Here is a 13712-nt window from a genome sequence, read left to right as displayed (position 1 = left end):
AAATATGCCAAAACAAAAAGGATACAATAATGCGCAAAGACAGAGAGCAATAAAAAGAGCTGAACATCAAAAACAGAAAGAGGAGCAAGAAAAAAGGATACAGGAGGAGGCCAAGCTAAAAGAGGAGGAAAAGTATGCAGACTATATGAACTCAATCTTGATGGAAATACTCATTTTAAATTCTCGGCAAATAAGTAATATGAATACTTTCAAATCCATTTCAACAACAAAAGATGAACAAGATAGCGAACGCAAAAAAACACTAAAGGATGGGATGACCGACCTTCAATGTAACATAATGCAGCTTGTAATTAATTTTACCGAAAGGGCGTTACAGATATCCAATAATGCGACATTGGATGACAATTCAGTCAAACTGAAGAATAAGATTGAGGAAGAGTTTAGTAACTTAATTTTAGGCAAGTCTGATTTAAATGGTGGCAGGACAATGGATATGAGAAATGCAATGTCTATAATACGCCAATGTCATGGGTATGTAAAGGAGTACTTAGAATCAAATAGTGTTATATATACTGTTTTACTTGTCCATATAAATCGGTGTTTTTGTGAGTTGTGTATCTCGTTTTCATTGAAGGCATCTTGTCTTGATAATAATCAAAATGCAAACATAGAAAGTGTAATAAACCAAAATCCTGTTTTGAACAACAAATTACAATCATTAAACGAAATCAGCAAAAAATGTACCGATTTAGCTAATGAATTAAACGCAAATATGTGCAATGCGGCTAATATCTTCATAGCAGCATCTATGTTATTGACAATCTCTGAGGCGACTGTACGCGATATGGCAAGTATTTTGGTAAAGCAAGAAAACATAAAAATACGGATCAACCTTTTAATGCAGAGGAATTTGGGGCACTTATTTTAAGCATGTGTCCGAATAACAAGATATCCATAGGAAAATATACAGCGATATTTAAAGGTATGGGATTTCCAAATAAAGTGAAGTATCGTGGAAAGGAAATAGACATTATTGGGGAGGACAGTTTAATCTCTAAAGAAGTTTTAAATACTTGGTTTGAAATGAATATGAATTTAGGAGGAGGATACGCTCCTGATTATGTTATCGAAAAATGTAAAAAGGATAACAAATTTAATATAGAAGGTATAATAGAAGAATTATTCAATAGCTTTGCAGATTGTATTGATAAATCATCGGTCTTAATTCCACAAATAATAGCCACTACCATGCAAGCGTACTCTTTGATGGCAGAATCATTACTTGTCAAGGGTCTGTCATGCGATGTAACGCGAATGAGACCAATAAAGATATTATTTAGATCGGAGAAACCGCAGCCACTGGAAATTGTTACAAAACAAGATACGCAAGAAAATATTATTAATATAGAAGAATATCACAAATATCAGCGTCAATCTCAAGAAGAGAAAAGACTTGCAGAGCAAAGAAAACATGAAGAGGGAATGAAGAAGCAAAGTGAAAAGCATAAACCATATATCAGTAATAGCGTGAATGTTCAACCAAGTGGTGCAAGTGCATCAAGAGATATTAAATTTTTGTATCCAAATGATGGCATTGGTATTAACTTTAATGGTCTTGAGTGTTGTCAATATGCGCCATATAATGGTAAAAATGATGTTAAGAAGGATTTTAAAATTCTCTGTCTTAAGGAAAGCAACGGGCAGACGCGCCATATATTTTTATTAAAAGGTGATAACGCTTGTCATGTTAAAACTTTTTCTGCACATAAAGATTATGAGAATTTTTTTAATCACAAATTTAATGGTAATAAAGAGGCAACAAAGACTATTGAAGGATTATATAAGGAGAAGCATCTTGATCAAAAATATGCTGAAAATCCAGAATTGTTTACTAATATGATAGAGGGTTATGAGGTTGCTCAAAATAATAATGATCAGCCGATGAAGGTTGGAAAAAGTGGGAAAGATTTACAAATGACCGCTGCAGAATATGAAAAATTTGAAAAACGGCAACAACAACAGCAACAACAGCAACAACAACAGCAGAATCCAAGGTCTGAGCTCGGAAATTCTCATATTACGCAAAGTTTAAAAAAGCAACAAAGTCCTTATAAAAAGCAAGAGATTTACAAACAACAACAAATCGAAGTTAAAGAGGATGATTGTATTAATCAATTTGCAGCTCAAGGGATTTATCATGATCCTCTTTATGGGAATACAAAAAATAATAAAAAAAATAATGCTGTAAATCCGAACACAGCAAATGAGGTAGAAAGAAAGAAGAAGAAAAAGAAGGGTAACAATATGCAACAAGGTTAGATTTAGTTTGAATTAAGTTGCAAACTTTCTTATTGCATATAATTTATTTTGTATTATACTTCGTCAAAATTTGATAAATTTATGAAAATATTGCAGATAGGATGCGGATCAATGGGAACTCCTGTTCTTGAAAATTGCCTAAAGTTTTACAAAGAGGTGACGCTAATTGAGAAAATTGAGATTAAAAAAGATGGCGTAAAGTGTTTTAATGATTTTAAGCAGATTGCAAATATCGATTTTGACATCGTAATTATTGCGGTAAAGCCTCAGCATTTTGGTGACATTGCGGACGAAATTGCAAAAATCTGCAATGAAAACACAATAGTTGTATCGATAATGGCTGGAATTAACGCTGCATATCTTGCAAAAAAGATTACAAAAACTAGCAAATTTATTCGCGTTATGCCAAATCTTGGAATGATGCTTGAATCAGGTGGCATTAATGCTATATACGATGGGGTACAAACTGATTTTAGCAAGGAGTTTGTGGAAAATATTTTCGGAGGCGTAAATGAATGTATTTATGTTGATATTGACAAATTTGTAGACACTTTTACACCAATTACCGGCTGTGGAATTGCATATTTTCTGCTTCTTGCAAAGATAATGTTTGACCGCCTTTATTTAACACAAGGAAACGACAAGCTTGTGCGTAAGTTAATGCAAAATGCAGTTGATTTATCTGAAAAAATGAGCTTTGATGAGGCTATTTCACGCATTGCAAGCAAAGCGGGAGTCACCGAGGCCGCACTTAAAGTTATGAAACCAATTATGGAAAATGGCGTTACAGAGGGTATAAATTCCGCTATGGAGCGACTAAATGAAATAAGCAAAGATTTATGCAAATAATTGCATTTTTAGAACTCAAATCTCATTATAAATCGTTTATTTAATGTATGTTAATAGTAATAAAAATCGGAACAGATAGCGTTATAGGAAATATTCCAAAAATCGTAAAAGATGCAGTTGCTATCAAGGATTTAGGGCATGATGTTATTATTGTAAGCTCTGGGGCAGTTGGAATGGGAAGGGCTGCAAATCCGTCGCTTGGAAGTACGCCTGTTGAAAAGCAGATTTTAGCAAGTATAGGGCAAATTGGGCTGATTAAGAGGTATCAATTTGAGTTCACATCGCATAATTATTTCGTTGGGCAGATTTTAATGACGAAAAAAGATGTAGAATCCCGCATGGAGATTGACAATTTAACGAACATGATAAGCGAAATGCTTGCGCGAAAAAACATAATTCCGGTTGTAAATGAAAATGACAGTATAGCGCTTCGCAGCTTGATGTTTACGGATAATGACGAAATTGCCGGCACTCTTGCAAGCATAATGAATGCAGACAAGCTGATAATTTTAACTAATGTTGATGGCGTTTATGACGATTTTTCCTCGCCAAATCGCAAGGTTTTAGACAAAATTTTATACACTGACGAGACAAATATTGGCGATGCAAAAAGCAATATGGGCAGAGGCGGGATGCAAAGCAAGGTAAAAACCGCACGAAAGCTTGCAAAACTTGGCATTTCCACGACTATTTGCAATGTTTTAGTTGAAAATGTTATGGCAAGGGTTGTAATGGGTGAAAATATCGGAACAACTTTCATTCCCGCACGAGACACTAAAGCCGATAAACTGCGTCGCCATCTTGCTTTTGACGCAGGTGTGAATGTTTATGGCGAGATTATAATTAACGATCGACTTTGGCAAACTATACAAAATTCAAGCACGATTTTCTCGATTTTACCAGTAGGCATCACGTCTTTTACAGGAACTTTCCAAAAAAACGACCTTATTGCAATAAAAACCGAAGATAAAACCCTAATCGGCTATGGACTTGCAAGATATTCAAGCGACGCGCTTTCAAATGTGATAGGCAAGCAAAACGAAAAACCCTTTATGCGATATGAATATATTGCGATATTTTAGTGTTTTGTTGTAATGAATGATTATTTTATAAAGATGATATATTAATCTCTTTTAAAAAAGCAGATTTGAGTAACAATAATTTAATAATATTTTTTGCTTCCATATTGACATTTATTTTTTTATAAGCATTAATTAATAATTAATTATTATTTTATATTTTTTATGATCAAAAATAAACATATTAAATTGAAAAATAAGAAGATTAAAGCAGAAAAAAATACTGCAACAACAAATACAGATCGTGGTTTTAATGTAAATTTATTCGATCCTGATGAAATTATTCTTGCTTTGCAAAATGACATAACTCCAGATTATATGGGATTTGTGCAAAGTGATTATTTTGCACAATACCATTTCTTGAAAGATCCAATTGCAGCAAAAAGTATTCGCTCATACTTCGATAAGGCGGTGAATGTATTTAAAGAAAAGTATGTCTCATAGTAAAGAAAATACCAAAATAACTAAAAAAGACAATGGAGAAATTGATTTGACACAACAAAAGATTTCCTCTGGACCACTTCCAAGTGCAGATGAGTTTAAAAAATATGTTGAAATATATCCAGATGCAAAACATAAAATTTTTGAACTAGCATCTGAAGAAACAAAAATTAAAAAAGAAGCATTAAAAGGAATGATTGATGTTAGAAAAAAAGACAGAAATCACAAAACTTTTATACATTTCTCATTATTACTAATTTTTGCAGTACTTTTATGGCATGGCAAATTAGAAACACCAAGTGCAATGATTTTAAGTTCATTTATCGCAATTTTACCTTTTATTCAGCAGCTAATAAATCATTATTTTGGTAAAAAATAGTTTTGCTACAAATACGAAATTCGCCGCTTTGCCGTGCGTAAAGTAAAAGGTGTGTTTTATGAGAAAACGGAGCGCGGAAAAGTAATATACAGTGCAATTGTGGTGATTTGGAAATTTTCACCTTTTTTGCTTCCGCCTGCGCTTTTTGCAATATTTGCGATATACAAACTTTCCCCTTGCATTTAAAAATTTCGCAGTTACAATCTAGAAAATTATGGTTTTATGGAAAGCATTTTTAAAGCCGCACTTGGCGCAAAAAAAGACATACAAAACGCATCTTTTGAGCAAATTTTTGCGATTTTAAGCGATTATTCCTCAGAAATTTTAGACAATTGCGATGCAATAATTACAGAAAATGCCAAGGATCTTGCAAAAATGGACAAAGAAAACCCGAAATACGACAGATTGCTGCTTAATAAAGAGCGAATTTCCTCGATTGCATCGGATGTTTTAAAAATTGCCCAATCAACTTTTAGATGCGACAAAGTTCTTGACGAAAAAACAACAAGCGCAGGTCTTGAAATCAAAAAAATCCGCACCCCACTTGGAATAGTCGGCATAATTTACGAATCTCGCCCAAATGTCACGGCAGATGCTATTTCAATTTGCATAAAAACCCAGAATGTATGCTTACTTAAGGGCTCTGATGAGGCCGATTTTTCAAATGCAATACTTGTAAAAATTGCGAAAAATATACTACAAAAACATGGCATAAACACAGGTTGCATAACGCTTTTACCGTCATCAAGCGATGCAACTTTAGCGCTAATTACCGCCCAAAATATCGTCGATGTCTGCATTCCGCGCGGGGGAAAAGGGCTGATAAACTTCGTTCGCGAAAACGCAAAAGTGCCTGTAATTGAGACTGGCGCTGGAGTTGTGCATGTTTATGTTGATGAAGGTGCCGATGTTGAAATTGCAAAAAAGACGATTGCAAATGGAAAAATGCGTCGTGTCAGCGTTTGTAATAGCGTTGATTGCATTGTGATTTCCCATAAAATGCTAGATAAAATCGGTGAAATATGCAAGCCAATGATAGAAAAAAATGTTGAAATTTTCGCAGATTCCAAGGCTTTTGCTGCACTTTCCGGCTTTCCAAATGTAAAACTTGCAAGTGATGAGCATTTTGGAACGGAGTTTTTAAGCATGAAAATAGCGATAAAAACCACCACCAGTATTGAAGAAGCCATTAGTCATATTGAAAAATTTTCGTCAAAACACAGCGAGGCAATAATTACGCAAGATGAAGATCGTGCCGCATTTTTCCTAAAGAACGTCGATGCAGCCTGCGTTTATCACAATACATCAACCGCATTTACTGACGGCGGTTGCTTTGACATGGCAGCAGAAATTGGCATTTCAACACAAAAATTACACGCCCGCGGCCCATTTGCATTAGACGAACTCACAACTTACAAGTGGATTATAAAAAGTGATGGCGCAACGCGATAAAATCTGGATTTTTTTTTAACTTTCCAATCCTATAAACCACGATTTTTTTTATGGAAGCAAATTGTTTTCAATTCCAGATTAAAGTGAAATAAAGCCTTTCTGGTACTTGGATTTTTTCATTTTTATCATCAAATTTTACACCCTATAAACCACGATTTTTTTTCATGGAAGCAAATTGTTTTCAATTGCAGATTAAAGTGAAATAATATGGCGATTACAAAAAATGACTGTTATGCAAAAAAAAGTACTTGATTTTTAAAAAAAAATATATAAAATTTCGTGTTAATTATATATCTATTATGGCTATTCATGGCTCAGATCAATCGCCACTTACTGCTATTGGCGGACAAAGTTTACCAAGTGCTCTTGGCGGTATGAATATTTCCACAAATTTACTTAATGCTCCAATATCTCAGGGTGCAACTATAAAATGGCCGGAAATAAGCACTGGATTTCAAAAATTAAATGCAGATGGTATGAAATTTGATATGAATGCTGTCGCATCACTCAATACTCCACTGCAAGGAAAGGCAAGAGGATGATTTAATAAAGATATTTACCACTTTGTTGCATTGGATAAAGTGATGTATGTAATTGATGTATTGGAAATTTTATCTGTTTTGTAGTGGTAAAAGATCTGACAATTAAAGGCAAAATTATTCGCTGTATGTAATAGGCGATAGCATCCAGAAAATAATGCTTATATATATAAACTGAGTGCCAACTTTTCGATGTCTTAGCATATCACGAAATTGCCTTCTTGTCATCATTGAATTTGGAACTTTTTGCATTGATTTTCCAATGAAATAAATGGCTTGCAGGTCTGTAAAAGGTGCGAAGAAATCGCATATTCTAGAGACAGTCCAATTGCAATGATAGTAAAAAAACATAAATAATGCAATTAAAAACAACAGATTTACATAATGCATTATGTTGTAGTCCCAAAATTTAAACATTTCAATAATTGCGCGCTTTTTTGTCATAAAATAATCATAATTTTTCAACTAAATTTACAAAATCATCACCCCTTTCCTCAAAGTTTTTATATTGATCAAAGCTTGCACAAAGAGGGGACAATAGTATAATAGGATTTTTTACTTTGTGATTTTTAATATCTTGGATAACGCATTTATAGGCATCAGATATTGCTTTTTCCATTGTTTGCGAGATAAATTTTAGCTTATTTTCACAAATATCGTCGCTAAATTCAGCTGCCGCTTGCCCTATTAAGAAAAATGCTTTTATTTTTGGGTAGAATTCTTCAATTTCCTTTATTGCATGGGGATATTTTGACACGCCTCCAGCTATTAAATAAACTTCATCAAGGCACGAAAGTGCGTATTTTACAGAGTCGGGATTTGTGGCTTTACTATCGTTTATAAAGGTTATATTACCAATTTTACGAACCTCCTGCATTCTGTGTCTTAGAGTTTTAAAATCGCATATTGCGTCCCAGATTTCGCTAATTTCAAAGCCTTCTTTATGGCAAAAAGACATTACTGCAAGTATATTTTGCATATTGTGAATTCCCTTTAAAGAAAGCCGATTTATATCGCAATCTAACTTCTTTTTGTTTAAATAAAAGCCATTTTCATAGAAACTAAATCCACTTTTCAAGGCTTCCTTGCATGAAAAGGTAATATAGTCATTTTTAATGGCAGATTTGCAATATTCGTCGTCTACACTTGCAATTGCAAGATTTGTAAAGACTTTTGTTTTTTCCGCTAAATATGCCTGCATAGTGCCGTGATGGTCTAGGTGATCTTGGCTTAAATTAAGCAATATTCCTGCGTAAAATGAGATATTTGACACTTCAAGTTGATAACTTGACGCCTCAAGGCATACATAGTCAACGCCTGTAAAATCGCACTCTAAAACGGCATTTCCAATATTTCCGCATGCAATTGCATTTTTACCAAGTTTTTGCAAAACAAAAGCCATCATAGCAGTAGTGGTTGACTTTCCATTTGTTCCGGTAATACCTAGGATTTTTGTTTTTTTATCGATATTTTGAGACATTATGTCAAAGTCCGAAAATATTGGAATATTTTTTGCTTTTAATGCCGAAATTATGGCATGTGGATTGAATTTTGTTCTAATTCCCGGGCTTATTAATGCAAATTCAATATTTAGCTGCGCAATTTCGGAAATATCGGAAAAGGGTTGTGAATTTGGAAAATTTTCCGCCAATTTTCTTGCATTTTCAATTTTATCATCAAACAAAAAAAGCCTTCTATCTGCAAATTTTTTGCAAAATGAATGACCCGTTTTCCCGCATCCAATAACGATTATTCCACGCTCTTGCATAAAAAATAAAAATATCTTGCATTTGTGTATAAAATATGATATAATATAAAGCAAGTATTTTTTTATATGAAAAAAGCTCTAAAAGTCATTATTGTATCGATATTTTTAACTGCAACATTCATCAATATCTCTTATGCGAAATTATTAATGAAAAATCACATTATACACGATGTTGATTGAGGAATTTCACTCTATATAACAATACTTAAAATTTTACCCTTGATAAAAATCACTTTTTTAATTGCAGATTTATCGCTCACATATTTTGCAATATCAGCGTTTGCAAGGGCGATTTCCAAGCACTCGTTTTGAGTAATTTCCGGATTTACCATAACTTGCCCACGCAGCTTTCCATTAATTTGCACGGCGATTATTATTTCATCATCCACAATCAATTCCTGCTTAAAATCTGGGTATTTATCAATTTTAAAGCCACAAATTTCAGCAATTTCGCATGCAAGATGAGGAATAATTGGCGATAAAATACAAATCATGGCTGAAAATGCCTCAAAAATCTGTTTTTTGCACCTTGCGTCGTACTTAATTTCATCTAACATATTGTGCAATTCGCGAACTTTCGCAATGGTTTTATTAAAGCCAAAATTCTCAATTCTTTCCTTGCAAAACGCTATTGTTTTATGCGTTTGCTTTTCAAGATTTTTTGCAATTTTTTCATCCACAGCATCGCAACTTTCAGCAATATTTTTCACAATAAAAGCCGTTTTATAAAGCTTATTAATGTACTTAAAAGCCCCATTTATTCCCGCTTTTGACCACGGAAAATCTTTATCAACGGGCGAGTCTGAAAGCACAAAAAGACGCACGCTATCTGCACCATAAATTTCCACCATATCATCAGGATTTATCACATTTTTTTTCGATTTACTCATCTTAATTGGCTCGCCAACTGTGATTTTACCGCCATTTTGATGAAAAAACTGACCATCTTTCTCAAAAACATCGGATGGGAACACGTATTTTCCATCTTCATCTTTATAGGTTTCGTGCAAGACCATTCCCTGATTTAAAAGCCGTGTAAATGGCTCATTTTTATGACTCTTTAGGTTCAAATAACCCATATCATATAAGGCTTTTGTAAAAAATCTCGCATACAAAAGATGCAGCACGGCATGTTCCGCCCCACCTATATACTGATCAACTGGCATTTGATAATTTATGATATTTTGGTCAAACGGATTTTCCGTATTTTTTGCATCCAAATATCTTGCAAAATACCAAGAGGAATCGACAAAAGTATCAAGTGTATCCGTCTCTCTTGTAGCATTTTTCCCGCATTTTGGGCATTTGCAATTTTTCCAGCTTGGATGATTTGCAAGCGGATTTCCCTTGCCGTCAAACTGTGTATCATCTGGCAAAAGTATCGGTAAATTCTCAGCTTTTTCACATACAACACCACAATTTTCGCAGTATACCACAGGAATCGGACAGCCCCAGTATCTTTGACGAGAAACACCCCAATCTTTCAGGCGATATGTCGTTTTTCCCTCTCCAACATTGTATTTTTCAAGCATTGCGATCATTTTTCGTTTTGCATCTTTTGTCACAAGACTATCCAAAAAGTACGAATTTGACGCAAAACCCTCATCGCACATTGGTTTTTCATCGGCAACAACTTTGTAGTCATTTTTTTCTAAAATAAATGCAATTTCACTGCCATATTTTTCAAAATTACCCCTTTTATACTCTTTAAATCCGCATTTTTTCAAGGTTATTTCGCTAATTTTATTTTCACTGTCAATAACTGCGACAAGTCTTTTTTTTCCAAGCTTAGAAAATGCAAAATCGCATATTGCATCTAGGATTTCACCGCTATATTTACAACCGCGATGCTCTTTTGCGATAAAGTATATGACCTCTGTCTCATTTTCGTTAAAAAACCTTTCGCCACCTTCGTTTTCGAAGCTTGAAAGCTGCGCTCTGCCTATAAAATTGCCATTTTCCTTATCTCGTATTGTAAATTTCATCGATCCAGCCTCATTTTTTACATCATTTTCTGCATTTAAAGTGTAACCAGTAAAAAACTTTGCATCATCGCAGTTGCTATACATTTTCTCAATCTCTATCGCATCTTTTTGACATGATGGTGTAATTTTTAATCTCTGCGTTGTTAGTATATTTTTGCAAAATTCATACCACATCCACTCTCCGCCGTTTGCTTCAAACTTGCCAATATGTGTAAATCCTGTCTTTTCAAGCACCTTTTGTGATGCAACATTTTCGGGCTTATGAGTTGCGAAAATCCTATTATTTATCGCGATATTTTCAAGATATTTCAGCGCGCCAAGCGAAATTTCAGTCGCAATACCTTGATTTTGAAATTTTTGCAAAATAGCATAGCCAAGATCGATGTCATTTTTGGCGTAATGCTTTAGTGTATCTAGGCTATGATCGCGATCGATATTGACTTTTCCGACAAATTCACGACTTTTTTTAGACACAATTGCGAAGGTGGAAAAATAATGCCTGCAATTGACAAATTTGTCAAGCTCCTGCCTTGTAAATTCCTCAACGCCAATTGCATTAATTGCGTTATTATGTGGTGTAAAGTCGTTATTCCAAAGCTCTTTTTCAAGGGTTAAAAGATTTTCATAGTCATTTTTGATAAACTTTTTTACATAAAATTTTTCAGTTTCAAAAACAATATTTTCATCGATTGCAACGACATTTTTAATGGGTAAATTGTATTTTTTTGCAAACTCAAAATCACGCTCATCATGCGCTGGGCAGCCAAAAATCGCACCAGTTCCATAATCCATTAACACAAAATTTGCGATCCACACTGGGATTTTCGCACATTCAATCTCAAAACCCTCGGCCTTTGCTATATTTATTGCAGGATTGTCAACAAAAAGTCCAGTAAATATGCCTTCTTTTTCGCGAGTTTCAATGTCTGCCTCGCTAACGCTTCCTTTGTTGCACTTTTCGATAAATTCCCTTATTTCATCGCTAGTTTTAGCAATTTTTCCAGCAATTGGATGATTTGGCGAAATTGCGACAAAACTTGCGCCAAATAATGTGTCAGGACGAGTTGTAAAAATACGAATTTTATCAGTACTGGAGTGGTTTTGTTTGAAATTACATTTTTCTAAAACGAAAAAATCTTCCATGCCATATTCTTGTGTTTCAACTTTTGTAATCAAATTAAATCCATTCTTTTCTAAAACCCGCTTAGATGCTAGATTTTTTTCATCTATATAAGCAATAATTTTGTTTAATTTTGGATATTTTTCAAAAGCATAATTTAGCACTATATTGGATATTTTTGTCGCAATCCCCTTGCCACAATATGATTTTTTTAATCTATATCCAAGCTCAAATTCGTAACTACATCCATCTTTGTTGCCAAGTTTTTCTTTTAATGATGGGGAAATTTCACTTGAGATAAAGTCCTTTGGCAATCTATTCCCACATGGATTATGACACATATGAAATCCGCAAAGACCGATTAAATCTGATGTTTTTAAATCAAAAATCAAAAATTTAGCAAGACCAATTTTGGTAAATCTATCAATATTTCTGGAAATTGATTCATCAACATTAAAATTTTCACTAGGTTGTATGCCGTTTTTTTCTGACAACAAGTCGCGCAATATATCGCTATCGTTTTTTGTAATTGAGCGGATTAAAAATTCATCATTTTTAAAGATTGTAACTGAATTTTCCGAGTAAAAATCCTCTTTCTTAAGTAGGAAATTATTATATTTGATGACGTTTATTTCAATTTCGCGATCAAATTTGCTACCGAGTTTTTTGGCAAGTTTTTCAGATGCGGTATTTCCAGGCATTACTGCTATGCCGATTTTATCGTATTTATCGAATGTTTTTACACATATTGCACGCGAAATTTCCGCTCCAAAACCTTGTCCCCAGAATTTTTTATGTAAAAAATAGCTAATTGCAATTTTATATTCTCGATTTTCAATTACGCAATTACCGGCGCGCCCTACAAATTCCCCAGTATTTTTCGCAAAAATCGCATACTGTCCTACGCCACAATTTTTACATTCTTTAACATAGTCATCCAAGAATTTTGCAGTCTCTGCCTTGTTTTTGCAATGTTTTTGCGAATATTTCATCACCTCCGCATCGCTATAAAGACCATGTAAATTATCCAAATCACCAGTATTTATCGGGCGAATTATGAAGTTTTCCGTCTCGATTAAGTTAGTAATTTCAAAGTCAACTTCCGCGCCTTCACTTTTACCAATCCAATTAGTCTGCATAGCGCGAATTTTCTCAGGCCAGCCCTTAAGATTTTCAATTTCGTTTAGCAATTCCTCCTGATATTTTGTAATCTTAAAAAACCATTGCCTGAGCGTCTTTTTTTCAACCAAAGCTCCCGAGCGCCAACCACGCCCATTTTCAACTTGTTCGTTAGAAAGCACGGTTTGATCGACAGGATCCCAGTTTACCATCGACTCTTTTTGATATGCAAGCCCCGAATTTACCATATCCACAAAGATTTTTTGCTGATGTTTATAGTACTCGGGAAGGCAGGTTGTAACCTCACGATTCCAGTCAATCATAAAGCCGAGTTTATTAATCTGCGCCTTCATTCTTGCGATATTTTCAAGAGTCCATTTCTCAGGATGCACGCCGTTTTCAATCGCCGTATTTTCCGCAGGAAGTCCAAAAGCATCCCATCCCATCGGGCGAATTATGTCATAGCCGCTCATTTTTTTAAAGCGTGCTAAGGCGTCACCGATGGTATAATTTAAAACATGCCCCATGTGCAAATTCCCCGATGGATACGGCAACATTTCAAGAACATAGTATTTATTTTTTATCTCAAGATTACTGAAATAGTTGTGCTCATTCCAGTATTTTTGCCACTTTTTTTCAGTTTCACTAAAATTATAATTTTCAATATTTTTTGCCATTTGACTTTTATTAAAGCTATTTTA

10 protein-coding genes and 1 pseudogene are annotated in these 13712 nt (G+C 34.2%); 8 read left to right on the top strand and 3 right to left on the bottom strand.

Annotated features, from left to right (window positions below):
* Positions 1–4 precede the first annotated feature (4 nt).
* The 8 genes from deia_RS03935 (at position 5) to deia_RS03900 (ending at position 7022) form a co-directional block, all read left to right on the top strand.
* Entirely contained in the window at positions 5–889 is an 885-nt protein-coding gene (locus deia_RS03935) for a hypothetical protein (protein ID WP_146820853.1), read from the top strand.
* Between the two features lie 2 nt (positions 890–891).
* Positions 892–2280: a hypothetical protein gene (locus deia_RS03930; protein ID WP_146820852.1), complete on the top strand. Its 1389-nt coding sequence runs from the start codon at positions 892–894 to the stop codon at positions 2278–2280.
* Positions 2281–2361: 81 nt separating this feature from the next.
* Positions 2362–3129 (top strand): pyrroline-5-carboxylate reductase family protein, encoded by a 768-nt coding sequence (locus deia_RS03925; protein ID WP_146820851.1) that lies wholly within the window; start codon positions 2362–2364, stop codon positions 3127–3129.
* A 47-nt stretch (positions 3130–3176) separates the two neighbouring features.
* Positions 3177–4211 (top strand): glutamate 5-kinase, encoded by a 1035-nt coding sequence (proB, locus tag deia_RS03920; RefSeq protein WP_146820850.1) that lies wholly within the window; start codon positions 3177–3179, stop codon positions 4209–4211.
* A gap of 162 nt (positions 4212–4373) precedes the next feature.
* Entirely contained in the window at positions 4374–4652 is a 279-nt protein-coding gene (locus deia_RS03915) for a hypothetical protein (RefSeq protein ID WP_146820849.1), read from the top strand.
* Positions 4642–5028: a hypothetical protein gene (locus deia_RS03910; protein WP_146820848.1), complete on the top strand. Its 387-nt coding sequence runs from the start codon at positions 4642–4644 to the stop codon at positions 5026–5028. Before deia_RS03915 ends, deia_RS03910 begins: the two co-directional genes overlap by 11 nt.
* A gap of 222 nt (positions 5029–5250) precedes the next feature.
* Complete coding sequence (locus deia_RS03905; RefSeq protein WP_146820847.1) at positions 5251–6480, top strand: glutamate-5-semialdehyde dehydrogenase; 1230 nt, start codon at positions 5251–5253, stop codon at positions 6478–6480.
* 299 nt (positions 6481–6779) lie between these two features.
* Positions 6780–7022, top strand: a complete 243-nt coding sequence (locus deia_RS03900) for a hypothetical protein (protein WP_146820846.1) — start codon at positions 6780–6782, stop codon at positions 7020–7022.
* A gap of 114 nt (positions 7023–7136) precedes the next feature.
* Here the strand turns inward: deia_RS03900 and deia_RS03895 are convergent, their stop codons facing one another.
* From deia_RS03895 to deia_RS05835, 3 genes and pseudogenes are all read right to left on the bottom strand, one after another.
* Complete coding sequence (locus tag deia_RS03895) at positions 7137–7463, bottom strand: hypothetical protein (RefSeq protein ID WP_146820845.1); 327 nt, start codon at positions 7461–7463, stop codon at positions 7137–7139.
* 7 nt (positions 7464–7470) lie between these two features.
* A complete protein-coding gene (gene murD, locus deia_RS03890) occupies positions 7471–8787 on the bottom strand; it encodes a UDP-N-acetylmuramoyl-L-alanine--D-glutamate ligase (RefSeq protein WP_146820844.1) in 1317 nt (438 codons plus the stop codon).
* 329 nt (positions 8788–9116) lie between these two features.
* Positions 9117–13688, bottom strand: a pseudogene (locus deia_RS05835) (GNAT family N-acetyltransferase); the annotation flags it as partial.
* Between the last annotated feature and the right edge of the window lie 24 nt (positions 13689–13712).

The organism is Candidatus Deianiraea vastatrix (assembly GCF_007993655.1).
In the GTDB taxonomy this organism is placed as follows: domain Bacteria; phylum Pseudomonadota; class Alphaproteobacteria; order Rickettsiales; family Deianiraeaceae; genus Deianiraea; species Deianiraea vastatrix.
Note: the sequence above shows the minus strand (reverse complement) of the source record. Positions and strands in the feature narration are given on the sequence as shown.